Source organism: Candidatus Marsarchaeota archaeon, from assembly GCA_023473665.1.
Taxonomy (GTDB): domain Archaea; phylum Micrarchaeota; class Micrarchaeia; order Micrarchaeales; family Micrarchaeaceae; genus JAMCYM01.
Genome location: JAMCYM010000002.1, coordinates 52,045 through 78,055, shown reverse-complemented (window position 1 = coordinate 78,055; position 26,011 = coordinate 52,045). Strand labels below are relative to the sequence as shown.

Annotated in this window: 24 protein-coding genes and 1 tRNA gene; 9 read left to right on the top strand and 16 right to left on the bottom strand. The window is 53.0% G+C overall.

Going from position 1 to position 26,011, the window contains the following annotated elements:
- Positions 1-17: 17 nt before the first annotated feature.
- Positions 18-974 carry an NUDIX domain-containing protein gene (locus M1158_01125; GenBank protein ID MCL5099710.1) on the bottom strand — a complete coding sequence of 319 codons (957 nt, stop codon included), beginning with the start codon at positions 972-974 and terminating at the stop codon, positions 18-20.
- Positions 975-984: 10 nt separating this feature from the next.
- Complete coding sequence (locus M1158_01120) at positions 985-2,496, bottom strand: exosortase/archaeosortase family protein (protein ID MCL5099709.1); 1,512 nt, start codon at positions 2,494-2,496, stop codon at positions 985-987.
- A gap of 133 nt (positions 2,497-2,629) precedes the next feature.
- On the opposite strand from M1158_01120, the gene M1158_01115 reads away from it, so the two are divergent.
- The 5 genes from M1158_01115 to M1158_01095 all read left to right on the top strand — a co-directional run bounded on the left by M1158_01115 (position 2,630) and on the right by M1158_01095 (position 7,627).
- A complete protein-coding gene (locus M1158_01115) occupies positions 2,630-3,070 on the top strand; it encodes an archease (GenBank protein MCL5099708.1) in 441 nt (146 codons plus the stop codon).
- Positions 3,071-3,142: 72 nt separating this feature from the next.
- Complete coding sequence (locus tag M1158_01110; protein MCL5099707.1) at positions 3,143-3,721, top strand: NAD(P)H-dependent oxidoreductase; 579 nt, start codon at positions 3,143-3,145, stop codon at positions 3,719-3,721.
- A gap of 163 nt (positions 3,722-3,884) precedes the next feature.
- Positions 3,885-5,021: a CBS domain-containing protein gene (locus tag M1158_01105; protein ID MCL5099706.1), complete on the top strand. Its 1,137-nt coding sequence runs from the start codon at positions 3,885-3,887 to the stop codon at positions 5,019-5,021.
- Positions 5,021-5,494: a hypothetical protein gene (locus tag M1158_01100; GenBank protein MCL5099705.1), complete on the top strand. Its 474-nt coding sequence runs from the start codon at positions 5,021-5,023 to the stop codon at positions 5,492-5,494. The genes M1158_01105 and M1158_01100 overlap by 1 nt, the downstream gene beginning before the upstream one ends.
- 243 nt (positions 5,495-5,737) lie before the next feature.
- Positions 5,738-7,627, top strand: coding sequence for a threonine--tRNA ligase (locus M1158_01095; protein MCL5099704.1), 1,890 nt, complete (start codon positions 5,738-5,740; stop codon positions 7,625-7,627).
- A gap of 6 nt (positions 7,628-7,633) precedes the next feature.
- On the opposite strand, the gene M1158_01090 is transcribed toward M1158_01095, so the two are convergent.
- From M1158_01090 to thiI, 5 genes are all read right to left on the bottom strand, one after another.
- The gene (locus M1158_01090; GenBank protein ID MCL5099703.1) at positions 7,634-8,287 is read right to left on the bottom strand and encodes a 60S ribosomal export protein NMD3; all 654 of its coding nucleotides are present in this window, start codon (positions 8,285-8,287) and stop codon (positions 7,634-7,636) included.
- 1 nt (position 8,288) lies between these two features.
- Complete coding sequence (locus M1158_01085; protein MCL5099702.1) at positions 8,289-9,869, bottom strand: hypothetical protein; 1,581 nt, start codon at positions 9,867-9,869, stop codon at positions 8,289-8,291.
- A complete protein-coding gene (locus M1158_01080) occupies positions 9,866-11,023 on the bottom strand; it encodes a hypothetical protein (GenBank protein ID MCL5099701.1) in 1,158 nt (385 codons plus the stop codon). The genes M1158_01085 and M1158_01080 overlap by 4 nt, the downstream gene beginning before the upstream one ends.
- A 128-nt stretch (positions 11,024-11,151) precedes the next feature.
- The gene (locus M1158_01075) at positions 11,152-11,427 is read right to left on the bottom strand and encodes a hypothetical protein (GenBank protein MCL5099700.1); all 276 of its coding nucleotides are present in this window, start codon (positions 11,425-11,427) and stop codon (positions 11,152-11,154) included.
- A gap of 61 nt (positions 11,428-11,488) precedes the next feature.
- On the bottom strand, positions 11,489-12,628 hold the full coding sequence (gene thiI / locus M1158_01070; protein MCL5099699.1) for a tRNA 4-thiouridine(8) synthase ThiI: 1,140 nt from the start codon (positions 12,626-12,628) through the stop codon (positions 11,489-11,491).
- A gap of 106 nt (positions 12,629-12,734) precedes the next feature.
- Between thiI and M1158_01065 the strand changes: the two genes are divergently transcribed.
- Complete coding sequence (locus M1158_01065; protein MCL5099698.1) at positions 12,735-12,932, top strand: protein translocase SEC61 complex subunit gamma; 198 nt, start codon at positions 12,735-12,737, stop codon at positions 12,930-12,932.
- Between the two features lie 33 nt (positions 12,933-12,965).
- Positions 12,966-13,769 (top strand): NFACT RNA binding domain-containing protein, encoded by an 804-nt coding sequence (locus tag M1158_01060; GenBank protein MCL5099697.1) that lies wholly within the window; start codon positions 12,966-12,968, stop codon positions 13,767-13,769.
- A 17-nt stretch (positions 13,770-13,786) separates the two neighbouring features.
- On the opposite strand, the gene M1158_01055 is transcribed toward M1158_01060, so the two are convergent.
- Positions 13,787-13,871, bottom strand: a tRNA-Leu gene (locus M1158_01055).
- Positions 13,872-13,915: 44 nt separating this feature from the next.
- Complete coding sequence (locus M1158_01050) at positions 13,916-14,476, bottom strand: methyltransferase (protein ID MCL5099696.1); 561 nt, start codon at positions 14,474-14,476, stop codon at positions 13,916-13,918.
- A 221-nt stretch (positions 14,477-14,697) separates the two neighbouring features.
- On the opposite strand from M1158_01050, the gene serS reads away from it, so the two are divergent.
- Positions 14,698-15,996: a serine--tRNA ligase gene (serS, locus tag M1158_01045; GenBank protein MCL5099695.1), complete on the top strand. Its 1,299-nt coding sequence runs from the start codon at positions 14,698-14,700 to the stop codon at positions 15,994-15,996.
- A gap of 63 nt (positions 15,997-16,059) precedes the next feature.
- Complete coding sequence (gene prf1 / locus M1158_01040) at positions 16,060-17,259, top strand: peptide chain release factor aRF-1 (protein ID MCL5099694.1); 1,200 nt, start codon at positions 16,060-16,062, stop codon at positions 17,257-17,259.
- A 5-nt stretch (positions 17,260-17,264) separates the two neighbouring features.
- Here prf1 and M1158_01035 read toward each other — a convergent pair whose 3' ends face one another.
- The 7 genes from M1158_01035 to M1158_01005 form a co-directional block, all read right to left on the bottom strand.
- Positions 17,265-18,551: an ATP-binding protein gene (locus tag M1158_01035; GenBank protein MCL5099693.1), complete on the bottom strand. Its 1,287-nt coding sequence runs from the start codon at positions 18,549-18,551 to the stop codon at positions 17,265-17,267.
- A gap of 65 nt (positions 18,552-18,616) precedes the next feature.
- A complete protein-coding gene (locus tag M1158_01030) occupies positions 18,617-19,171 on the bottom strand; it encodes a hypothetical protein (GenBank protein ID MCL5099692.1) in 555 nt (184 codons plus the stop codon).
- A gap of 8 nt (positions 19,172-19,179) precedes the next feature.
- Entirely contained in the window at positions 19,180-21,282 is a 2,103-nt protein-coding gene (locus tag M1158_01025; GenBank protein ID MCL5099691.1) for a hypothetical protein, read from the bottom strand.
- A gap of 185 nt (positions 21,283-21,467) precedes the next feature.
- A complete protein-coding gene (locus M1158_01020) occupies positions 21,468-24,383 on the bottom strand; it encodes an S-layer protein (GenBank protein ID MCL5099690.1) in 2,916 nt (971 codons plus the stop codon).
- 135 nt (positions 24,384-24,518) lie between these two features.
- On the bottom strand, positions 24,519-24,842 hold the full coding sequence (locus M1158_01015; protein ID MCL5099689.1) for an NUDIX domain-containing protein: 324 nt from the start codon (positions 24,840-24,842) through the stop codon (positions 24,519-24,521).
- 179 nt (positions 24,843-25,021) lie between these two features.
- The gene (locus M1158_01010) at positions 25,022-25,360 is read right to left on the bottom strand and encodes a DUF86 domain-containing protein (protein MCL5099688.1); all 339 of its coding nucleotides are present in this window, start codon (positions 25,358-25,360) and stop codon (positions 25,022-25,024) included.
- The gene (locus M1158_01005; GenBank protein MCL5099687.1) at positions 25,357-25,884 is read right to left on the bottom strand and encodes a nucleotidyltransferase family protein; all 528 of its coding nucleotides are present in this window, start codon (positions 25,882-25,884) and stop codon (positions 25,357-25,359) included. Before M1158_01005 ends, M1158_01010 begins: the two co-directional genes overlap by 4 nt.
- Between the last annotated feature and the right edge of the window lie 127 nt (positions 25,885-26,011).

Sequence of the window (26,011 nt, the reverse complement as noted above, 5' to 3'; positions counted from 1 at the left end):
TAAAACGCATTATAGCGTCAGATTGCCGCAAGCACATCCTTCAGCTTCCTGAAATCGTTCTCTATCAGCGGAATGTTCTTTTTCAGACGGACTGCCGCGGCCGGGTGTATTGTCACGAAATATGTACGGCCGCCGGTAGTTATGGTCTTTCCATGGGCGTCCATGACCTTCTTCTCTCCCATGACCTCGCGCGCTGAGAGTGCTCCCAGAAGCACCACAAGTTTTGGGTTGACAATCTTAATCTGCCTGAGCAGGAAGGGCTTGCAAAGGCGTACCTCCTCTGGGCTGGGCATGCGGTTCTTCGGAGGGAAGAACTGCACGACGCTCGTTATGTAAACCTTGTCCCTGCCCAGGCCTGCGAGCCTCAGCAAATGCGTCAGCAGCATTCCACTCCTGCCTATGAACGGCCTCTGCTGCGCGTCCTCCTGCGCACCAGGAGCCTGTCCCACGAGCATCACCTTTGCATTGAGAGGGCCTTCGCCAGGCACGAACGTGCGGCTGAGATCCCAATGCCCTGTCTTCGGGAGGCTGGCGTATTCGGCGTTCAGTGCAGCCATACTTTCCAATCTGTCGATATAATCGTTGACGTCGCTTATCATCGGCCTCTGGAGGCGTGCAAGCCTCATCGCAGCCTTGAAGTCGAGCCATACGTAGCCAGTGTGCTCATGCGAAACCGTTATTTTAGCGCTGGCTGCCTGCCTAGTTAGAAAATAGGTTACGTGCTTCTTTATCTTAGTGCCATTCGACATGAACCAGTATGTTTCGTGATACCTGTAGAACCTGTCAGGCTTTATTGTGAGCCCTGCTTCTTCCTTTGTCTCTCTGATGGCTGCAGCCTCGGCAGTCTCGCCCTTCTCAATGTGACCCTTCGGCAGGTCAAGCCAGCCGCCAGGTGCCCTCTTCAGGAACAGGAACTGGCGTTCTCCATCGACATACCTGTAGATTATGCAGCCACCGTCGAACGCTAGCTCCATAGTACCACCATCAACTCATCGCAACGTCATATGCCGCACAGATCAGCTTGCCGCTGTCGCTGTTTCCTTGCAGCAGGTTATATATCGACGACTGGAAGGAATTCTGCAGGCTGACGTGCGGTACACATGCAGTGGATTCGCTCGAGTTAGAGACAAACTCGTAGTAGGCTGTGGTATAATTGCCGCCGACAAGTACCGGCATCGAGAAATAGTTTATGTAAATAGTAGTGCTGTTGGCCTCAAGCTCTATGCGGGTCAACGCAATCCCGTTATCGAGCAGTAGCACGCTCCTTGAGCGTATGGTGGAAGAGTTAAGCCTTATGTTTGCATTCGTCGGCTTCGGCACCATGCCTGCCAGTATATAAACCGTGCCGTATGAAGAGTTTTGCAGCATGAAAAGCATGCTGCCGGACACGCTTCCTATGGCCTCGATGCTGGAATGGGCATTACTGAGGTGCGCTGCGAGAGATTGCTGTATCAGCGAGTTGCTTGGCGCTCTGCCTGTAAAATTCAAAGGATTTGCGTACACAGATGTGGTGTATGGTACGGTTACGAAGAAGCCCACTAATGCTATCACCAAGGCGCACGCTACAGGCACTGCATAGTCCAGCATCGTTTTTGACTTGGCGTGCCTGGTGCGCTTGGCGGCCGAATTGCGCTTTGCGTTTATTTTCGGGACAGAGAGCGAGTATCTTCCGGCTATGAGTATCATCACTATTATCGCTATGTCAAACAGGACTTGGCCGGCAAACGTGTGCAGAGTCGCAACGGCCACGCTTATTCCATAATAGGCCCATTGCAGCGATATGGCGAGCATGCGCCCTATGTTCAGCGCGAGCATAAGGGCTATGCCCGATACAAGCCACAGCGCCTTGTTCCTTGGCCTGCCGTTGAGCATATATGCCACAGGTACTAGGAACATGAACAGGGCAATGAACGCGCCGATGTCGGCGCATGTTGTAGCGATAGATATGCTGGACGCACTGCCAGCAGATATGGTCAGGCCGCTCTTCACGACAGGTATGCCGAGTGCCTTGAGGACATTGAATATCAAGTATGCGTTGGCGGAGGCAAAGCCGCCGTTCAGCAGCATCACAGGAATCAGCAGTATCGGGCTGGCGAATATCGAATATATTATAGGAAACTTCATCTTTGACAATCCGCCGGTGCCGAAGAGCAGCGATATTAATGATACGAGTATCAACGGGAACAGTAAGGCATCGATGCGATACGCTTGGAATACGAACGAGAGGCTTGCGCGGAGGTACGAAACCGCAACAACATATACAAGAAACGCGGAGACGCCGATTGCAGTGCCCTTTGCGGTAAACCCGAAATGCAGATCCTCCTTCAGCGCGAATATTATGGCTAAAGGCAGCATCAGCATTACGACTATAACATACGAGGCCGGGTTGTTGTCTTGTATGCTGAACTGCGTCGCACGCAGCGAGTTGATTGCAAAAACTACGAATGCGACGACAAGAACTAGAACGCCGAAGAGCTTCGCCTGCCTCCCTTCCATAGCTCGCACCGTTTTGTCCTCGGCCGTAATGGGCTTCATCATTTGTCAGTAGTTACTCTTTTCTTCATCGGACGGGTTTATATAGGCAGGCAATGTATAAATAGCACGCACACAAGATGCGCCAGGGCTGAAGATGCCGAGGAAAGGCTATAGGTATATGGGGCACACGGCCGACGTTGAGTTTGTGGCGAGCGGTGGCACGCCAGCAATGCTCTTCAGGAACGCATTGCTAGCTATGTTTGATACGGCTGCTGATACAGCTGCAGTTTGCAAGGGCAAAGGCAGGACCAAAACGATAACTGTGAGAGACGTTGCGCCGGATCTGGGCACGCTGCTGTGGTATGTATTGCAAGATGCGCTGTCTGTCGCTGATGCGGAAGGCTTCTTCCTGTATGGGGTGAGTGGGATTAGCTTCAAAAGAACGGATGGCGGATATAAGGCAGACGCCACGCTGCTAGGAAAGGACAAGGAACCAAGATACGCCAAGCTCGACGTGAAGGGCGTATCCAGATACGATCTCAAAGTATGGAAAGTTGGGAGGACTTACAGGGCGAGTGCAGTGCTGGACGTGTAGTAGCGAGCTCCAAAATTCCCGCAATAACATCTAATAGCCTTGCTGGCGCAATTCCCTTTTTCTGGTGTAACAATGAAAACAATCAAAATAATCGGATTTGCAGGAAGCCTCAGGAAGGACTCATTCAACAAGGCGCTGATAAGCGCAGCCAAGGAGCTGGTGCCGAAGGGCGCCGAGCTTAAAATCTTCGATCTGGACGGCATACCACTTTACGACCAGGACCTTGAGAACGAAATGCCGAAGAGAGTCACTGAGTTCAAGGATGCGATACGTGCAGCAGATGCCGTGCTGATTGCGACGCCAGAATACAACTATTCCATACCTGGAGTTCTGAAGAACGCGATCGACTGGGCATCGAGGCCATACAGCGACAACGTGCTGAAGGACAAGCCTGCAGCAATCATGAGCGCCTCGGGAAGCATGCTGGGGGGCTCACGCGCGCAATACCACCTCAGGCAGGTCTTCGTATTCCTCGACATGCACCCTATCAACAAACCCGAAGTAATCGTGCCGTTCGCGCAGGAGAAGATAGGCGCAGATGGGAAACTTGCAGACCCGCACACGCGGGACAAGATAAGGGAGCTGCTCGAGACCCTTGTCGCATGGACCATTAGGATAGGCGTTGGCAAAAGCGCTGCAGAAAGCGCCTGAGAAGCCAGGGGAGGGAGTTGCACCCTCCTACGCCGCTCTGCAGGCGGCTGCATAGCTGATCTGCCACCCTGGCATCGGCAGTAGGGTTATTCAACGTCTGCTATTTATAGTTTCTGTGCTTTAAGGTATTGTCGCCGCGGCTAGGTGCGGCATCGGTGCTGTAATGGCTGAAAATAAGGTAATACCAGAGGGGCTGCTCTCGCGGGCGCCCGTTTTAGATGTGAAGACCCCAGTGACCAAAATAATCCCGATAATAGACGGCCACGGTACGGTTGTGGTGACTAAGGCCGGCGAGTTCTATGGCATAGTCGACTCCAGGGCGATGTACAGGTCTAATCAGAGTCTCGCGATAAAGAAGAACGCGACAGTCGAGAAGTATGCGGTGCGCACCCCGAAGATAACTGCGAGCACCCCAATAGACGATGTGGTGGCATACTTCTACAAATCGCAGAGCACCGCTATGCCGTTCATCGGCAATGGCAAGATAAAGGGAGTGCTAGACAGGTACACGCTGCTCAGGATGCTGCTCTCGCTCGGCTATCTCAAGGACATGACGGCCAGCGAGGTCATGACGAGCCCGGTGCTGGCCATAGACGTTAACGCGAACGTTTCGCAGGCCAGGGCCGCGATGGCGGGCAATAAGCTAAATCGGCTGATCGTCATGGATAACGGAAGGTTCGTAGGTTTGCTTACCAATCACGACATAGTCGCTAAATACTCAAAGCCTCAGGAACGCCTGCCGGAGATGAAGACGAAGGTCTATTCGCCGGCCAACGTGCCCGTGGGCAGCGTGATGGAGGGCAACCCCGTGCTAGTCGATCAGACGGCGAAGCTGGAGGAGTGCGTCAGGAATTTCATAGAGAGGCGCATATCGTCCGTCATAGTGACCGCAAGGAACGAGCCGGTCGGGATAATAACGATCAGCGACGTGCTTGAGGCGCTGATATCGAGGCGGCGCATAAGCGAGAACAGGATAATCCTCTCAGGTTTCGACGCGGACTCATACCAGTACGAGGACGAAGTGAGGGAGATGGTGCGCGAGTTCATGGACAAGGCAGAGAAGCTGCAGAAGCTGAAGACGGATTACGTGACCATTAGGATAAAGAAGCTGAAGGGCAGCAGGTATGAGGTCAAGATGCGCGCCATATTGGGCAAATACGGCGCGGTGGCTATGGACCACACGGGCTTCATGCTGGACAGGACGGTCGGCGAGCTGCTGGACAAGATGCGGAGCGAGATACTCAAGAGGAAGGATAAGGTCGACACGTACAAGTACAGGTTCGTCAAGGAGGAGTTGTGATGGATGCCAGGCACAGCAATGCGAAGGCGCAGTCCAGCCTTGAGCTGCTGGTCACGCTTTCGTTTGGACTCATAATACTGCTGCCTATAGTAGTGCTAGCGTTCATACAGATCTCAACTTCGTCCTCGTCGCTTGCCACGACAGAGGCGCAGCAGACCGCAAGCAAGCTGGCCGACACCGCGACATACATAGGCGCGCAGGGCTATCCGGCAAAGCAGCTGACCCTCATAGAGATGCCGCCCGACATCGCGGCTATAGAAGTGGGCACGCTCTCCGGAGGCGTGGGCCACGAGATCGTGATAGAGATAAGGACCAACGCAGGCCTGAGCTACGTGACCGCGTACACTCCGGTAAACGTCAGCGGCTCGCTTGGAGGCATAGCCTCTTCCGGCTCTTACCTAGTAAACGTCAGCGCGCAGACGTACTGCCCGGCCGACACCTCTGTCTCATGCGTCTACATACAGTCAACGTGAGCCAAGCCGAGAGAGGTGTTTGCACGGAACACTTAAATACTCTGCAATCACAAAGATATATCGGTGTTATTATGGCGGGCGGTAACTTCCAAACAGTATGGCGACGCATTGCGCGGCGCATCTAGTGCTTCTTCTGCATTACAGCAAGGGTCGCGTGCGTCAGCATTACGGCATCTTGAACGGCCACTTCTACATTAATATAACTTTGGCACCAATGGCTATCGTTGATACTCAGGGATTACCATGAGGATACTGCAGCTTGACGTGAATGAGCTGGACTATGAGCTCATAGAGCCGGAACTGAAGGTCTATGAGAAGAGCGATGAGAGAAGCGTAAAGGTGAAGAACGCCGTAGTTATGTTTGTATCAATAGAGAAGGGTGACACGGCAGGCGCAGCCCAGAAGGCGGTAGATGAGGCAGTCGCGTTCGCCGCTAAGCAGAAGGTGCCGACATTGGTGCTTTACCCATTCGCGCACCTGAGCGACAATCTCGAATCGCCCGCAAAAGCTATGGAGCTGTTTGACGGAATGGCAAGATATGCAGATAAGAGCGGACTCGAGGTCGTGCGCGCGCCGTTTGGTTGGAACAAGGCCTGGAAAATCAGCATAAAGGGGCATCCTCTGGCCGAGCAGTCAAGAAGGTATTCAGCCTCCGAATCAGATAAGGCAGCGGCTCCCGCAAAGAAGGGCGAGAAGGATGAGGTTTCTGAAGCGCTGACGCAGGAGGAGAAGGTCGTATCGATCTGGTACATACTGATGCCGGAAGGAAAGATGGTGCCTGTCAAAGAATTCAACTTCAAGGGGCACGATACACTGAAGAAGCTCGCGGATTACGAGATAACTAAGGTAAGGAGCTACCAGCAGGTGCCCGCCCATATAAAGCTGATGCAGAAGCTGCAGCTTGTCGATTATGAGCCAGGATCGGATGCTGGGAACATGCGCTTCTATCCCAATGGTAGGCTGATAAAGGGTCTTTTAGAGAGGTACGTCACCAACAGGGTCATTGACTACGGGGCGATAGAGGTCGAGACCCCGATAATGTATGACTACGCCCATCCTGCACTGAAGGAGTATCTCAATCGGTTCCCGGCGAGACATTACATAGTGAAATCCGATGACAAGGAGTTCTTCTTGAGGTTCTCCGGGGACTTCGGCCAATTCTTGCTCATGAGGGACGCGACCGTCTCATACAAGCAATTGCCCTTCAAGTTCTACGAGATAACCAGATACAGCTTCAGGAGGGAGCTGAGCGGGGAGGTGACAGGATTGAAGAGGCTTAGGGCTTTCACAATGCCGGATATGCATACTCTCTGCGCAAACGTCGACCAGGCCAAGGAGGAATTCAACAGGCAGTTCGATTTCTGCATCTCTGTCTTAGGAGACATAGGGATACATAAGGATTCGTACGAGGCGGCAATCAGGTTCACCGAGGGATTCTGGAAGGAGAACGGCGGCTTCGTCGAGAAGCTTGCGAAGAGGTTCGGCAAGCCCATACTGGTAGAGATGTGGAACTTCAGGTACGCGTATTTCGACCCCAAGTTCGAATTCAATGTGGTAGACTCGATGGACAAGGCTACAGCCTTGTCAACAGTCCAGATGGACCACGAGAACGGAAAGAGGTATAGCATGGCTTACGTGGACAGCGATGGCAACAAGAAATATCCAATAGTGCTCCACGATTCTCCCAGCGGCGCAATAGAGAGGGTGATTTACGCATTGCTCGAGAAGGCGGGCATTGATGAGAAGGAAGGCAGGGTGCCGTCTCTGCCGCTCTGGCTGTCGCCCACGCAGGTAAGGCTCCTGCCCATATCGGACAAACACGTTGAAAAGTGCGTGCAGATATCAGAAGCCATGATTGCCAATGGGGTCAGGGCTGATGTGGACGACACGAACGCAACCCTGGACAAGAAAGTGAGGAACGCGGAGCAGGAGTGGGTTCCGTACATCTGCATCGTGGGCGACAAGGAGGCAAAATCCGGAAAGCTTGCTGTGAGGATAAGGAATACTGGTGGGCGGAAGGAGATGGATGCGAAGGAGCTGGAGAGCGAGATCCTAAAGGCTGTGGGTGAAATGCCGAAGGCGAAGATGTCGCTGCCCATGCTCCTGTCGAAGAGGCCTATCTTCAGGGGCTGAACAGGGTCAGGCAAGGTGCAGCGAATATATGTTCCTGAAAAGGCGCTTGCCCTTCTTCACGCCGAACAGCTTGTAAGAGCGGTGCGGCGAAAGGGACCTGTGCATCATGAAGTACGCATTGGCCAGCTCCTTGTCAACAATGTACATGTTGTAGCCATGAGGAACGCGCTCCGTTCGCGTTATTACTCCATTTCGGGCCTCAACAAATTTCGTGATGCTCTCTGCTATCGTCTCGACGTTCCGCGGGCTCCCGCGCAGTTGCACAAGTGCTTCATAGTAGCCGGAGCTCCGCCTATAGCACAACTGACACATTGTCCTAAGGAACTTCACGTGTATTGTCTTGTCGAAGGACACGCGATCTCCGCCTTCACCGCACGTTATGCGCACTGTAGCGGATTGGCGCTTCTCGTCAACACCCTTAACCTCAAGCTTGCAGTCCGTCAAGTGCATGCTCTTCATGAGCGCTGCGGCTAGCGTTGCATCGTCCATGTCAACAAATCCTTCAGGGGCGCGTATGCGCCCGCAGCTCCTGCATTTCTCTACCTCTGCGCTGCTTAGTATTGATGCGCTTATCTTGTCGGCTACGCAGAACTCGCAGAATTCGCCTATGAAGCGCGCCTCGTTGCTCGACCTGTTGCAGGTCGGACAGTACTTTATCATCTCACTCAGCTTCTTTGAAGTGTCTTCCCAGTATGGCGCCGTAAGCGGGCCTTGTTATCAGGACGCCCATAAGGGCTCCGATTATCGTTGATTCCGAGAAGCCTATGACAGTTACCAGCGAAGTGGAGAAGAACAGCGGCAGCATGGCTATTATAAGCAGGGTCGCATCCGCCCAGACGATATAGAAGGCCTTGCCTAGCACCGTCTTCGATGTGCCGGACTCTCCGCGATTGAGCATCTCGTCAGTTATTATTATCTGCGCGTCTACGCCTGTGCCCACTACTGCGATCATGCCAGCGAACGCCGACAGGTCTATCGTGCCGACAAGGCCTATTATCGAAACTATTATGAATAGCTCCATCAGCGTGGTGGCTAGTATTGGAAGAACGAGGAAGATGCGCCTGTACCTAACCGTTATGTAGACGGATATGAGCACCACTGCGCTTATCAGCGCTATGGCGCTCACGTTTAGGGAATTCTTGCCAAGCGTGGGCGAGACATTGGTCGGAGTGCCTACTATCACGCTGACCGGAAGCGCACCACCGCTCAGTATGCTCGCTATTGTCTTGGTCTGGTTCGTTGCATACGATTCTTTCTGTGTGGTTGATAGGCCGGCAGGAGCGTAGCCGGATATTATGTAGCTGTCGCCGGCGGTGCCGTTCGTCACTGACGGGCTTAGCGATGGCGCCTCCAGAAGCCCCACTAGCGGCCATGAGCTTACCACGGTCTGGTTTATCGTGGGGTTGAAGTACGACGGCGTCATGTTGGCCGCGCTTTCTAGCATGACCGTGTAGTTATATGCCTTTATCCTTGCGAGGAAGGCGCTGTTGAGGTTTGAGCTGGCAAATATAGTGCTATAGCGCTGCCTGTTGGCCGACAGGTACGCGAGAGTCGCGTTCTCGCTCGATGCCGTGTTGGACACAGTCAGCACAGGTATTGGGCTTGCGTTGTATGCGAGCGCATCCTCTATTGCGCTCAGCGCGGCGCTCTGCGAGAGCCCCAATGACTCGTTGCCAAGTATTGAAGAGTTCACCACCAGTATGGTGTTGGCCGGCCTGTCCAGAAACATATACAACGGCTGGTTGGCCTGGCCGAACACCGCCTTTGCGAAGGCGTTGACTGCGCTCTCCTTTATGAAGAAAGTTACCTCCCACTCGACAGTTCCGTTGACAAGTATGGGAGGCACCTGTCCTATGCTGCCCGGCAGTATGTCAGTGCCGTTGACAGCCTGCCTGCCTGCCACTATGCCCTCGAACCTTCCCTGGCTTTCTATTATCGAAATTGTATGGTTTATCTCGCTCGGCGATACCGATGGGATTGTGACATACACCTCGGAGTTGCCAACGCCCTCAACAGTGACTTGCTTGAGGCCGAAGGTCGAGACGCGCTGGTCCAAATCCGATATGAGCTGCGACATCTGCGTGGAGTTGACGCTGTGCTGCAACGTCACGGGTATCTGCGTGCCGCCTAGGAACTCTATCCCGAAGTGCAGGCCGTAATGGAGATCAAGAACCAGCAGAGCCACGAATATGGCTACCAATGCCAGTATGCGCATGTCCTTGAAGTATGATATTGCGCTCATACGCGATCCCTGCGCTTCTTATACCATACCACCATTACTGTGTTGCCAAACCACGTGGTGAATATGTCGGCCAGCAGGCCGAATAGAACTACGCCTGATATCTCTACGTACGTAGTTATGAACGCGAAATACGAGATGGCGAACAGCGTCGCGAAGGATATTATGGCAGTGCTCGTCATTGTAATGCCAGTCTTGAACGTAGACATGGCGCGCTCGGTCGGCGTGCCTTCGCTCCTCTTGAGAATCCTTATGGACGAGAGAAGGTCGGTATCGATAGAGAAGCCTATGAGCATCAGTATGCCGCCTACCGAAGCTATGCCTAGCGGTATGTGGAAGGCGCCCATGGCGCCCAGCGCCACGATTATGTCGTTTGCTGCACCGAATACTACGGCCAGCGATGGGATTGGCGTACGGAATATGAAGAATACAGCGATTGCCACAAGAATGAAGGCGACGATTATTATGTTGCGTATCTGCGCCAGGAAGTAGCTGCCGAGTGTGGGCGTTACGTCGTTATACGAGTAATTCGACAGCGTAACGTAAGAGCCCAGCAGCTTTACCAGATGCGCCTTGTAGATTGAAGATGCATTCGAGTAGGCTGCTTGCGCGGCAGACTGCATAGATGCCGCGCTGCTGGAGTTGTATGACGGGCTGTAGTTGCTGCCCGTGACAGGGCGCAGGTCGGACAATTCGGCGCCTAGCGATGCACCCATCGCTGACAGCGCCTTTGTCTGGTTCGCCTGCCAAGCGCCAAGAGCCGCTTTTACGGTGGCGTTGCCTGGCTGGGTGGAGAGCTGCGACTGCAAGGAGGCCACGTCAACTGATGCGACAGTGTAGTTCGAATACCAGCCATAGACATCAAGCAGCGAGGCGCTTCCGGCCGCCAAGCTCGAGTTTGCAGGGAACGTCACGAGCAGGCTGGTAACCCCGTTGAGCGATGATTTCGAGACCTGCGTGTTAGGTATATGCGCCGAGAGTTCCCTGGTAAGGTTCTGCACGCTGACTGCGTTTGAGGTGCTGAAGCTTATGCTCACGCCCCCGGCAAGCGATGAATCGAGCTGTATCTTCGGTATGAAATACAGGCTGATGAGAAGCAACGACAGCGGTATCAGTATGAAGAGCTTGTAGTGCTTGGCTTCGTAGATATTTCGCATGGGATCAGTCTGTAATGCGGGCAAAGCAGACCTGCAGGTCTCTGCCCTCTGTTGTTATTTTCCAGGATAGATATAAAAGCCATTGATAGAGCGGAAATTAAAGAAAAAAGAAAAGGAAAAGAGTACGCTTATGCGTACCTCTTCATCAGCTTCAGGTGAAGCGCCGTAACGAAGCCGTACACTATGAAGAAAATTGAGAAGACCAGCAGGGACATGCCGAAGAATTGCGCGACGCTAATCCTGAGAGGCACATAGACGTACAGGATTGACCCGATGAAGAATAGGTATATGCCCCAGTATAGGGCCCTAAAGATGTGCCAGCCTGAGTGTTTCTCTGCATGATGCAGCTGTCTCGAGTACTGCATACTCGGGTCTAATGTAACTACCATTTTTCTCTCTGCCATTATCACACCTTATGCACTGCACAATATTGAATGACAAGCTTTAAATAGATAAGTTTGGGGTTTATGCCCTGACTGCGCCACCCATCCTTTTTAGGGTTTGGCTGACTGCGCTGGTCATGCCTGAGTCTTTGTAGAGCCTGCCGATTGCCTCTGCTGATGCGCCAGTTGCAGGGTTCTTGGCGCGTATGGAGCAGACGTCGCGGTATTTCTGCACCGATAGCTCGAACGTGCCGATGCGCTTTGCAACACCTATTATCTCGGACTTGTCCATCCCTATCAGCGGCCGCATTATGAACATCTTGGTGCTGCGCTCTGACGCAGTGAGATTCTTGACCGTCTGCGAAGCCACCTGGCCAAGGCTCTCTCCGGTCACTATGGCGACCGCATGCTCCTTTAGCGCCACGCGCTCCGCAACAGCCAGCATGAATTTCTTGAACAGGACGAGCTCGAACTTCTGGGGCAGCTTCATTGCTATGCTCTGGAAGACATGCGCAGGCGCATAGTAGGTCCTGGCAGGGCCGTAGCGCTCCAAAATATCTAGTATCAACGGTATCTTCGTGCCCTTCACATCGTCATTGCTTTGGAACGCATGGAAGTGCAGGTATATGGGCTCGAGGCCGCGGCGCATTGCGTAGAAGGCCGCGACCGGCGAATCTATGCCCCCTGACATCAGCACAACAGCCTTGCCCGATACTCTTACTGGCAGCCCGCCCAGGCCTGCGATATGTTGGGTGTGCATCAGCATGCCTTCGCGCGTGACCTCTATGAAGAGCGTATCTTTGGCATCCTTGTCGAGCGTGAATTGAAGCTCGTTTTTGCGGCGCAGGAATTCGCCGACAAGATCCTTGGACGTGAATGGAACGCTCTTGTCGGACCTGTGCGCCTCAAGCCTGATCTTAGCTCCTTTGTCTACTAGGCGCGCTGCCATGGCAATGGCATCATCGGCATTCCTGCGTGCAATGGCAACAGGCGCGTACCACGATATCCCGAACACGTGGCCCAGCCTGGACAGCACCTCATCCATGCCTGCCGGTTCAGCAACGTTCACCATCAGCCTGTCGCGCATCCTCTCTATGCTTGCGCCTGTCCCATCGAGCGACGTGCGAATATTCGATACTAGGCACCGTATGAAGGCTTCACGGTTCCTCCCCTTCAGCCAGAGCTCGCCGAAATGCACAACTGCATGCTCATACTTGTACATGGTTCGTCAATGGCTTTACACAGCTAAAAACCCATATCTGGCCTGGCGCAAGCTATTTAAGCACCTGCGACAATCAATTACCGGACAATGCATACATGGGGATTTAATGTTCACAAAGGCATCGCTCAGGAGCTTCATACAGAACTCGAGGCACATAATAAACATAAGCTACAAGCCCTCACAGGTGGAGTTCAACAAGAGCGCGAAGATAATAATATTTGGCATACTGCTTATCGGGGTGCTGGGCCTTGTATTCGCCATAGTTGTCTCGCTGATTGTTACCGGCACCTTGTCTCTGATATGAAGCGGCAGCAATTGCCGTGCGCTGGTGGCGCGGATGGATGTTGACATAGACTTCACCAAGAGCGCGCAGGACAACGCCAATGCCTACTACGAGAAAGCCAAGAAGCTCGAGCGCAAGAGGGCAGGCGCGGAGAAAGCCATGGCGGAGCTGGAGAAGAGATTTGAGGAAGCCGGAGCTGCGCAGAAAGTTAAAAAGAGGAGCATAACTACAGTGACTGCGAAGGAATGGTACGAGAAGTTCCACTGGTTCCTTGCCAGCAACGGTATGCTCGCCATAGGGGGCCGCGATGCAAGGCAGAACGAAGCTATAAACTCCAAGCATTTCGATGACAACGATCTTTTCTTCCATTCGGACATATTCGGCGCCTCTGTCGTGGTGCTGAAGAACGGAACCGGCGCGCCAACAGCGGTCAGGGAAGAGGCCGCGCAGTTCGCCGCCTGCTATTCCAGCGCATGGGAGAAGGGCCTTGGCACGATAGACGTCTATGCCATGAAGCGCGACCAGGTGGGCAAGCTCACCAACAAAGGCGCGCTAGGGACAGGCAGCTTCTCGCTCAGAGGAGAGAGGGAATGGTACCGGGGCGTGAGGCTGGCTCTATGCCTGTTCGTAAAGGATGGCAGGCTCAATGCCGTGCCGGCCAAGACATTCGAGGCCATGAATGGAAATGAGAAGCCTGGCACATACGTAACGGTAGAGCAAGGCAGCGAGAAGAAGTCAGATGCAGCGAAAAGCATTGCGGCTGCTTTGGACTTCAACAATATAGATGCTGTAATGCAGCAGTTGCCGAGCGGCTCTTTCATGGTAAAGAAGTCAGGGAGTGGGAGCCTTCATGCGTAGAGCGCCATGCGCATGAATGCAGGGGGAGAGATTTGAACTCTCGAACCCCTACGGGAACGGGCCCTAAACCCGCCGCATTTGGCCATGCTTTGCTACCCCTGCATGCAGGTATAGTTGCGTAAACAGGTATTAAGCTTTACGGTCGGTTACTGCTCAAGCAGGAGCACTACAAGGTCCTCGAAGAAGTAATGGGTCTTGCCTATTATCTTCGCGCCAAGGCGGGCTATGTCGCCCTCGTATCCGTTCATAGAGCTCTCAAGCAGCAAGACCTTGTGCTTAGGCTCTACATGCTGCTTGTATTCTTCCAGGAACCGGTCTATCACCTCCCGACCTCGGCTTCCGCCCTCGAGAGGCACCAGCTTCGGGTCGTTTGGTGTAGTTTCTGAAGGCAGATATGGCGGATTGAATATTATCGTGTCGAACCTGCCGCGTATGCTATCGAAAAGGTCGCTGACGACAAATTTGCCCGAAACGCCGTTCAGTTCAGCATTCGATTTTGCGCATTCGACCGCTGATGCACTTATGTCTGCAAACGTCACGCTGCAGCCCTTCTTCGCTGCGACTATTCCGAGCGCGCCAGTGCCTGTGCCTAGGTCGAGGACCTGGCCGAAGGCATGCTCCTCAACGGCCTTTGCCATAAGGACGGTGTCTTCCCTGGGCTTGTACACGTCCGTGCAGTCGTTTATGACCAGGCTGTCGTATATCATGCAAGCACCCACGCCGTGTTATCTTGAATGAACGCAAGCCTTAAATACCATGCCTAGCGTAGTATGGATGTGAGTGATGTGTACCAATCACTTTCTGCGAATTCTGTGCGCACTACGCGCGAACCAAGGTAGCGGCTGCTTTTCCAGGTCTGCATATGACGCAGCGTGCGCCATGCAAAGGCAAGGGTTTTAATTTTGAACTTTTATGGTAACGTGGAACCATGATAACGACAAGATATGTCAGAGAGCATATTGACGAGATAAGGGCCTCGCTCCAGAAGAGGAAGAGCGACTACCCGCTAGAGGAGCTGCTGAAGCTAGACGTCGAATGGAGGGCGCAGAATACAAAGCTCCAAGAGCTGCAGGCGAAGAGGAACAGGGCAGGCTTGGATATAGCAAAGCTCAAGAAAGATAGTAAGGACGCATCGGCCATGATAAAGGATCTGGCAGAGACAAAGAACTCCATAGGCACGATAGAGAGCGCGCTGCCTGCACTCAAGGAGCGGATAGATGACTTGCTTTGGAACATGCCGAATGTGCTGCACGAGTCGGTAAAATACGGCAAGGATGAGACCGAGAATGTGGAAATCAGGAAGTGGGGCAAGCCGAAAGGCGGCATGTCGCAAGGGCACGCAGAGCTCTTGGAGAAAAACGGTCTTGTCGATATAGAGCGTGCCGCAAAGGTTGCAGGCGCCAGGTTCTATTATTTGAAAGGCGACCTTGTGTTCATGGCAAAAGCGCTTGAAAGGTTCGCGCTTGATGAATTGGCTAAAAAAGGCTATATTCCGGTCCAGACGCCTTACCTAATGAAAAGGGAGTACTACAAGGGAGTGACAGGCCTTGGCGACTTCGAGGACGCGCTGTATGTAGGTGGAAGGCCTAAAGAGGCCGGCTCGGATACCGAAAACGACGAGGAGCTGTTCCTGATAGCCACGTCTGAGCACCCCATGGCGGCGATGCATGCCGGAGAACTGCTGCAGGCTAAGGATCTGCCGTTCAGGTATGTTGGGGTAAGCCCCTGCTTCAGGCGCGAAGCAGGATCGCACGGGAAGGACACGAAAGGGATATTCAGAGTGCACCAGTTCGACAAGGTGGAGCAGTTCATATTCTGCAGGCAGGAAGATTCATGGAAGCTCTACGATGAGCTCGTAGCGAACGAGGAGGAACTTTTCCAGAAGCTTGGCATACCATACAGGGTCATCGAGATGTGCACGGGCGATATAGGGATAGTGGCGGCCAAGAAGATCGACCTTGAAGGATGGTTCCCGAGCCAGCAGAATTACAGGGAGGTAACATCCGCATCGGACTGCACGGACTGGCAAAGCATGAGGCTTGACATAAAATACGACGACAAGGGAGAACGCAAATACGTGCACACCTTGAATGCCACCGCGATATCGATAGAGCGTGCGCTTGCGGTGATTGCAGAGACCTACGCCAACGGCGACGGCACGATAACCGTGCCGAAGGCGCTCGTGCCCTACATGGGCAAGGAGTTCATAGGCGCAGCGAAAGCCTAGCGCAGGGCGCGCATGCGCACTAATTCATCAGCAGCGTGGCTGGAACTGTAAACCGTGATATTCATGAAACAGGAATACGAAGTCAAGAGGGAGCTCAAGAGGCTCTCATCGATAAAAGGAGCCGGAACCGAGCTGATAAGCGTCTATATACCGCCTGGCTTCCTTATCTCAGACGAGATAGCGAAGCTCAGGGACGAGCATGGTCAAGCTTCGAACATCAAGTCGAAGACGACGAGGCTGAACGTCCAGGGGGCGCTCGAGAAGATAATGCAGTACCTCAAGCTCTACAAGACTCCGCCAAAGAACGGGCTGGCGATCTTCTGCGGCAACATATCAAAGGAGCAGGCCAAGCCGGACATAGAGCTGTTCTCCATGGAGCCGCCGCAGCCGATCAAGGCCAACATCTACAGGTGCGACTCGTCGTTCCTGCTTGAGCCCATAGAGCGCATGATGGAGGCCAAGGACATATACGGGATCGTGCTCCTTGACGGCAGGGAGGCAACTGTGGCGATGCTGAAGGGCACGCAGTTCGTCGTCGAGAAAAAGCTGCGCTCTTTCGCGCACCAGAAGGTGCATAAGGGAGGCCAGAGCGCCGCGAGATACGACAGGGCAAGGGAGGAGAGCATAGACGATTACTACAAAGTGGTAGGCGATACGATAAACGACATGTTCGCGAAGTACGAGTTCAAGCCGAAGGGGCTCATAGTAGGTGGCCCGGGGCCGACGAAGGACAACTTCGTCAGGGCCAAGGTGCTCAACTACCAGATAAAGGTTCTTGGCGTATTCGACACCGGCTATACCGACGAGAATGAGGGGGCGCGCGAGCTCCTTGAGCACGCCAAGGACCTGCTTTCCGAGCAGGCGGTAACGCAGGAGCGCAACGTGATGGAGAAGTTCATGAGCGAGGTCGCAAGGAACGGCTTGGCTGTGAGCGGCTACGAGAAGGTCAAGGCTGCGCTCATGAGCAACAACGTATCGAAGCTCATCATAAGCGACGATGCGGAGCTCTACGAGGTCAGTTACAAGTGCAGCAACTGTGGGGCAGAGCTATCTGAGATAGAGCGCGGCAACGAGCGAAAGACACACCACGACTGCGGAGGCAGCCTCGCCATAGTAAGCGACAAGGATGCAATAGAGCTTCTCATAGAGCTGGCCGACAAAAACGGCGTTGATGTCGTGTTCGTTTCGTCTGACAGCCAGTACGGCAAGCAGCTTCTCCTCGGTTTCGGCGGAGTGGCAGCAATGCTCAAGTACAGGGGCTGAAGCCGTTATAGGTATACCACAGGCACGAAGGTTATCTTTGAACCTGCAACGCGGCGCTCTCCCCAGAAATCCTTAGTAATGACGATGCATTCTTTTGGTTTGTATGCGTCCAAAAATCCGTACAGGCTCTTTGTCAGTTCAGGCTTGGAATAGTGCTGGAACTTCACCTCTATAGGCAGCGGCTGTTTGTGCTCTGCGACAAAATCAACTTCGGATTTCATCGTTGTACGCCAAAAACGCAGCGTGCAGTAGGGATAGAGCTCATTTAGCACAAAATTCTCTACCAAAGCTCCGGCATCGGGTCTCTTTTCCAGGCTGGAGAAGTTTTCTACCAATAGATTTCGCAGGCCTGTATCTACAAAATACGTCTTTTGCGCTTTCCTCAACTCTGTGACTTTATTCTTGTGGTATGGGCCGATCCTGCGTATCACATACGTCTGCTCTAAAGCATCAAGCAACTTAGTAAGTTCCACGAAGTAGCTGCCTATCTCGTTTGCGAACTTCTCGATCTTTATAAGCGAACCGTCGGACGCGGCCAGAAGGGTCATCAGTTTCCTGAACTTTATAGTGTCAGTAATCTGGAGGAACGACAAGATGTCACGATCCAGGTACGTGTTAATCAGATTCTTTAGCAAGATGACCTTTTCTTCCTCGTTGCGCGCTGCCACAACGGCAGGGTAACCGCCAAACTTCATGAAATTGTTGAGGTGCTTCAGGAGCTCGTCATTAAATATTTCCGCAGCTTTCTTTACGGAAAGCGCTTTGCCGACTGAAACCGAAGATATTATCTTCTCATTCCACTGATGATACATCTCAGCGAGGCCTATGTCTGCATGGCTGAGATACTCGTAGAAGGTCAATGGCATTAGCTCGAACTCCAACAGACGTCCGACAAGGAATTTGCCGGTCTGGTTCTTCAGTTCTAATGACGAAGATCCGGTAATTATGATTTTCAGGTCATCGAACAGATCATAGACCAACTTTAGTTTCTGGCCCAGGTCTTTGCAGTATTGCGCTTCGTCTATTAGCAGATAATGCTTACCTGGCCCACTGATGTGCCGGGCAGTGAAATCTTTAGGGTTCTGAGAAAACGAATCAAGTTCCTCCCTATCCTCGAAGGTAACGTATATTACATGCTTTGGGTCTACCTTTTTCTCGGCTATAATCCACTCGGATAGTATCTTCAGCAGCGTGGTCTTGCCTGATTGGCGCGGACCCCTGATTGCTATTATCTCTCTTCTTCCTATCCACTTCTTAATCTCGTCAAATAATATTCTCTTAATGTATTTCATGTTTAACTATGTTAAACCTAAAAGTATTTAAGGATTTCTATAAGCAGGTGACGCCCATTCAAGGCTCACGTCGTGGTGATCTCGCTCGATATGCCGCACTCTGATAGGAACTTCAGGTCGCCATTGACGTACAGCGCATTGCCCTTCACAACGGTGCTGTTCGTTGTGCTATAGTTTATGAAGACGCTCGGCTCGCTCGATGCATAGCCCATGCACTGCGTCAGGTTTATCACGCTTGTTTTTGAAGATGGGGTGCCAAGACCATAAGAGTAGGTGCACGTGCTCTGGTTGACGACGAAGAAGTTTATCGTGCTGGAGTCACGATGGTATTGCGGGCTTGAAACTATCGTTTCGATCAGGCCGGTCGCGCAGCCCACCGCGCCAACATAGCCGCTGGCGTTCAGGTCATACACGTATATGCCAACGTTCTTTGCTGTAAGGAAGCTGTGCTGGAATGCCGAAAAGTTTGAGGGAGCCGCTGGATGCAGCCCGTAGAAAATGGAACTGCCGATTGCCGCCACTATCACCACTATGCTTATCACTACGGCATATTTGGCCTTGGTGGAAAGCCCTGCACCATTAGTTGGTTCCTTCTTAGCCCGATTCGACTTCCTTGTCATTTGAGCACCTACTTGCGCAGCGCCAGCTGCACTGCCGAGTTCAGCCTGCACGAAGAGCCGTATGTGGCGTTGCCTGACGCATAGAGCACAGTGCCGTACATGCCCTTATAGATGATAGAACTGGCGGGCTGCGGGTTGAGCTGTATGATCGGGGTATTGTTGGCGAGCAGCGATGGATAGCACGATGGTGAGCCCTCCTGGCACGTGCCGTTGAGTATCGGCACCGCTATTACGCTCTTGCCGGCGGCATTGAGGGACTTATATAGGGACGAGGCGCACAGGATCACAGACTCATTGACGGCATTGCCAGGCGATTCATTCAGCACTACTGCAACGGAATGGTGGGCATTGAGCGCTGAGAAGAACGAGCTGGCGGGCAGGAAAGAGTTGCCAGAGCTAGCTATGGCGTATGTCGAATACGAATAGATCAATACGAGCACGGCAAGGACCACGAACAGGACCAGCCAGGCCTTGCGCACCCTTCGTGAATGCCTTATGCGGTGCCTGTGCCTCAGCCTATGATATGTGGCAAGGTAGAACAGAAATACTAATATTATGCCTATTATGGCCGACAGTATCGCAGCAAGGAGCGGGGCACTGGCCAGCTTTGCGGCTGTGCTTGTGCTTTGGCTCGTCAAAGCTCCTATGAACGACCCGTCAATCCCCTTCACGAATACGGCTGTGCTCATCGGTGCGGAGAACGTCGCGACCTTACTTGTTACGTTGCTGATTTGCGACGACAGGGATACGAGCTGCGTGCCGTTGACTGCCCCGGAAAGGCTGGACTCTATGCTTGACTGCATTGACGCAAGTCTCAAGAGCGAGCTCGGCACATGCCTGTAGTTGAGCTCCGCGAGCATTATAGCTGCGGTGTCGTTCAGCGATGCGCTGTAGGTCGGCATATACTGGACTGATGCATTCCCATATGCCTTGATGGTCGCATTAAGCGCGCTGCCCAAGGCGATTGCGGCATCAGTTACGTTCTGGTCCAGGCCTGCACTTGTAACGCTGTTGTACTCGTTCTTGAGCGCAGAGAACGCCGCGCTAAGGCCAGGGCTCTTGAAATGGCCGAGCAGGAACGTGACATTTGGTATAGTGGCGTTGTACTTCGACAAAAGTGGGGTTATAAGCGAGGCGTAGAGGCCTGAGTTTATCTTCTTCAAGACAGGAACGACATACTGCTGCTCCGTGGAATTGACCTGGGCAGCGTACGCGTTGACTGAGGCGCTGCCTACCGGCAAGGCTTCCAAGGCAGACACCTGCGTGCTGGCGTTATCCAGAGCAGCTGTATTGATGGTCGTTGGGGGGCAAAGCCCTACAGAGCCGCAATACCATGGCGCTGCGGCCAGATCGCTGCCATAGTTAGCGCAAGCATCATACTCTGCTGAGGATATGCTGCTTGTTGGTGGAAAGAGCTGGTTTAGGGTTATGGTGCTTGAAAGCGAAATCAAGGAGCTTATTGCGCTCGAGGCGCTTGACATTTCAGTGCCATAGTCAGAGGCGTTTAGGCTCGAAAGCGCGCTGTGGAAGGCGCTTATTGCCGATGTATAGTTTAGGTAATGCGCTGAGAAGTTCAGCATGCCTGCGACCAGAGGCCCTGTTGGGCCGCCAGTACCTGAGAACGTGCTCTTGCACAGCGGCACGTATGAGCAGGCTAGTGTCATGTTGTTGGCGTTTATTGTAGCCTTGGAGATTGTAATCCTGTTCAAACCGCTCACATCGACGCACTTGGACAGCTGCGAGGACGTCTGATTGACATACGAATTGAATGTGCCGTTGAGCTGCGCAAGCGCTGCGCTGCTCGGATAGTACTTGTTCTCCAAGTAGGGGGTTAATATGGCCGCGATCTGATTGTTCTGGAGCACGAATTGGTAACGGCCATGCGTCACGTTTATCAGCATCTCATTGTTAGGAGAGATCTGCATGAGCAGGTATGAGCCGTTGCCGTAGCTTATGGCGGTGAAATTCGACTGCGCTATGACGGCACTAGAGACGTACGCTGACAGGAACGACTGCATTGATGCGTTGACAGAAACGCTAGATGCATTGCCCATCTGGGCAGCGAAAATTATGAACAGGGCCGCAACTGCTAGAGCAAATACAGGCTTCATGGTCGTGCACCTTGCCGCATGGTTGCATGATATTGAGTGGCAATATATAAAAAGTGTGCGTCACGTTCCGGAAAGGCCGCGGTTTTGACGAGAGGCAGAGCTTCGCCCCTGTCGCTTGAAAACAAAGAAAAAGAAAGTAGGAAGGGCTAAAAGCCCTTCCTCTATCTGCATGATTGCTACTGTTGTTACGTGCTCGAGGCTGCGTTCGCGTACAGGTCCTGGATGAATGTGTTTGCTGCCGATGTTGTCTGGTTTGCGTAATAGCCAGCTACCAATATCCTGTTCGTGCCGTAGGCCTGTGTTATCGGTGCGCTTGTCGGCGTTATGCTGATGCCCTGCGATGTCTCTAGCTGCTGCGACAGTGTGTTGACGTAACCAGATCCGACCAGTATCAGGTTGCTGCTCGGGTTGGCTGCAGAGTCAAGCACCACCAGAGGCGATGTTGGCAGGTTGTTCAGCAGTACCGGCGTTGTTGCGACGCTGACTGATGGTATTGCAGTCAGGTTGCTGATTCCAGCTACCGTTGCGCCGCCAGTCGAGCTGACCGATATGTTGGCAGTGACTTTCGCTATGCTGACGTTCGGTATGTTGGTGCTCTGGCCGATGCCATAAGGCCCGTACATCTTCTCAGTCGAGGTTGCTGCAGTCGTGCTTGATGGGCCTACCGCGAACATCAGGTTGTCAACGCTCTTGGCGAAGTCGACCGTGACGCTGCTTGGGCTTATCGAAGCCACCTTGCTGCCGCGCTCTGTCCTGAAGCCTACTGATGCATTGACCGTTGCGCCGCCAGTTGCTGAGGTTGCTGTGTACACCAAGCTGTTCTTGCCGCTAGTCGATGTGTTCAGCTGGAACAGTGGAGATGCGCCCGCGCCTGCAGTGCTGTTGTAGATGTCCATGGCAAGCTGATCCTGGTAGCTGGACTGGCTTGGCACCGCAATCTCGTTCATAGTGTAGTAGAAGAACTCAGTGGATGACGAGATGGTGTTTGCAGGTGTCGTGCTGGCGCCAGATATGGCGAACGAAGATGTTGGCTGTCCATTCTGCTGGTTGTACGTTAATGTACCGGTTGTGGTCTCCAGGTAGTTCTTTCCAGTCTGTGAGTATAGGACGTCTGGTGATAGTGTTGTAAGTGATGCCATTGGAGCAAGGGCATTTGTAGTGATCACATTCACTGTCAAGCCAGGCAACGCCCTGTTGCTCTGCAGCTGTATGGCCGTTATGTTGTAGAACGCTTCACCGGCAGATAAGGTTTGGCTTGGACTGTTGAAGGTTACTGAGGTTGTTACTGGGCCGCTTGAGGTACTCGTTGGGTAGCCGCTTATTGTTACTGTCAGCTTGTTGGTTGGCGATATAAAGTTGCCCGAATACTCAGTCATGACCACGTTTGCAGTTCCGGGAGTTGTTACTGAATTCGACAGTTCACTCAGCTGATATGGCGTCAGGTCGTAGAGCACTGAGCTGCTTATCTGGCCTGCTGCATTGGTAAATGCATTCGATATCGAGCTGGTTATTGTCAGCAGCTGCGCCGGCTCTGTTATGTTGTTTATGTTTCCTGAGCCTGTGAATGAGGTACCAGGGCTGTTCTCGTATGTTTCGCTGCCTGTGCTCAGGGTTGCGGTCACCGGATCGAAGTTTGCGCTGCCGAGCGACTCACCGACGAACGTCAGCTTGTACGCTGATGGGTTCTGGATGAATGAGAAGCTCTGCCCTGGCGCTAGCGTTGTTGGTGTGGTGTTGTACAGTACGATGCCGTAGAGCTGGCTTGCGTGGCCGCTGCTACTGGTGTTAGTCCAAAGGAGGGTCGTAGACCATCCGTTGTCGTTCGTTGTGTTGAAGACCTTGCTGTCAGTGACGTTGTAGACGTTCGCATACAGCTGCACCTTCGCGTACTTCTCATACGCATACAGTCCGGCGAATGTGCTCGAGACCTTTACGTACAGGTTGTGGCCTGAGACGTTGTACAGCTGGGTCGTGTCGTTCGGGTAGATGGATGTGACGTTTGTCAGTACATTATTGTAGTATATATTGAAGCCTGCTGGGCTGATGCCGTTGCCGTTTGGCTGTCCAAGGTCCGTGAGCTGCAGCTTGAACGCGCCGCTAGTCACGTTCTGGCCTACATATAGTGTAGTTATCGGAGTCAGTGAAGATGCTAGCTGTATCTCTCCGCCGTTTATTGCATTTGAGCTACCTGCTATAGAAGTTGTTGGAGTATTGAATGCGCTTGTGCCAGGAAGCTTATAGTTTATTATTGTCCAGTTCTCGCCGAGCAGTGTGAACGCTGCGTTGTTTATGCTGTTAGATGATGTCCTGTATGATATCGGCTTGTTGAATGTCACCTGGTATGCTCCGCCAGCGCTCTGCAGCTGGAAGGTGTTCTTCTGCTGGTTGTATACTGGGAAGCCGGTCAGCCACAGAGTCTCTGTCTCGCCATATGTTCCTGAGTTGCTCAGGAGCGATGGGAGCTGTGCGCTTGTAACTTCCATTATGTTGTCAGCTCCGTTATTCCTGAATGAGGAGAACGAAACTCCGCCGCCGCTAGATGTTGATACAGAGCTGAACGGCACGTATCCTGCTGAGGTGTACGGGCTGTATGTTGGAGAAGATGAAGTTAGATATGGGGTGTTTGATGGGTATGCGTAAGAAGATGCGTATGACGGCTGCGTGGACTTGGTGTTCTGCGGTGAGCTGAGCTGGACTGCTCCGTTCAGTACTGAACCAATCAATGCGCCGAACGAGTATGTGCCCGACACGTATGCCGTGCTGCTCTCATTCAGGTAGACGTTGACGTTGCTGAGCGAGTAGCCTGCATTTGATGGAAGCACAGCGTGCAGCACCTTCGCGGCCTGTGTCATGTTGACCGTTGCAGTGACTGGCACCGATGTGTATGCAAGGTTGCCTATTGCAGCCGCGATGTTTGCCGCAGCAGCACCGTCGCTCGGCTTAGCCGTGGATCCTATTACCACCTGCACTACCGGTTGGCCGCTGTTGCTTATTATTGGTACGTTCTGGAATGACACTGGACCTGCGAACGCAAGTCCCAAACCTAATAGAGCTGCGCCAGCTGCGACAGCTGCTATCCTCTTTCCATTTAGACTTTTCATTCTATCACGTAAACGTTCTTTGAACGTTGCTGACATAACATGAAGTGAAAGGTATATAAAGGTTGTGCCATAGTTAAAATTTTCTTTATACGTTGCATAACAAACTACGTTTTTTGTCATATATCTGCTCTTTTATCAACGTATGCCACCGAGGGAAGTCGTGCTGAGCCTCTTTGCCATTTCAGGCCCGAACTTTGCGGCCAGGCGCTTTGCAGCAACTGCCGCGCTGGCCCATTCGTATGCGGCGTGCTCGCCCGTCAGCCTGAATCTCCTTGTTGGATGCCTCAGAGAGCATACGTATGTAACCAATACCAGCGGTATGCGCATGCCGTGCGAGGTCTTGAACCTGGAGAGCGAGACATCGAGCAGCCTGCCTATGGCGAGCTCGTTCCTTTGCATGCCGAGCCCCTCGCTCGCCTCTCTCGCCAGTGCCTCTGCCATGCCTTCGCCGCGCTCCATCTTGCCGCCTGGCAGGTCCCAGAACCTGCGGCTGGCATGGTCGACGACAGTTCTAGGGGCCCTGAGCTGAGCAGCAATACCTTGCCATTGTTGGCTATCAGCGCCTTCACGCCAACGGAGGCAAGCCAGCGCCTTTGGTCGAAGAACCTGTCGCGCTCGTGTGCGGAGAGGCTTGCCGGTCAGGCCTCTTTCAGTATCTTTGAGATCTCCGCCTTGAGCTTTGGTATATCTTTCTCTATAGTGTTCCATACGACCTCCATATCGATCTCGAAGTACTCGTGCACGAGAAAGTTGCGCATGCCTATGACTCCACGCCATTCTACCCCTTTATGCCTTTCTGTGAAATCCTTGGGCAGGCTGTTAGCGGCTTCACCTATGACAGCCAGCCTTCTTATCACAGCATCCTGCTTTGTCAGGTCCTTCGAAAAATCGTCGAACGACATGTTGAGGGTCATCTTGTTTATGCGCTCTATGCTGTACAGCATGTCGCCCAGCAGTATCTTTGGATCCTTCTTCATAGTATGCCCACCATCTCGCGCATTATTTGCTTCCTGAGGCGCCTGTCTATCGTATTGAACATCACGAGATCTACGCTCTTACCTAGCTTCTCTTCCAGCCTCGACTTCAGCGCCCCTATTTTAAGCAGGGTCGGCTTGCCCCTGAATTCAACCAAGAGATCTATGTCGCTCCTGGGCGTGGCCTCGTTCCTCGCTACAGATCCGAACACCGCGGCGTGCTTCACGTTCCCCTGCCTGAGCAGAGGCACGGCCTTTTCCCTGATTGTGCGTATGGCGCCCGCTATAGCGTCGAGTCTGCTTTCATCAAGGCTCCATGTGAATCCTGCACCGGCGTTGCGCACGATGCCTCTCTTTTCCAGATATGAAAGTGCAAGATTGAGGGTGGAGCGCATAACAGGGGTTGGAAGCCTTGAGAGTATCTGGTTACGGCTGAGAGGCGCATTGGCCTTGCGCAAAACATCCTCTATTGCGAGCACCGTCTTCAGGCTAGGGTAGTGTACAATGCCGGCGATTAGCCTTTCCATATTGTCCCCTAATAAATTTATCACCTAATAAGTATATAAACTGCTTGGTTGGAGGAGAACGGAAATCGGCCGATGCATGGCCGGGAGGGCCATTGATGGCTGCAACGCATTAATAATCTTACCTTTC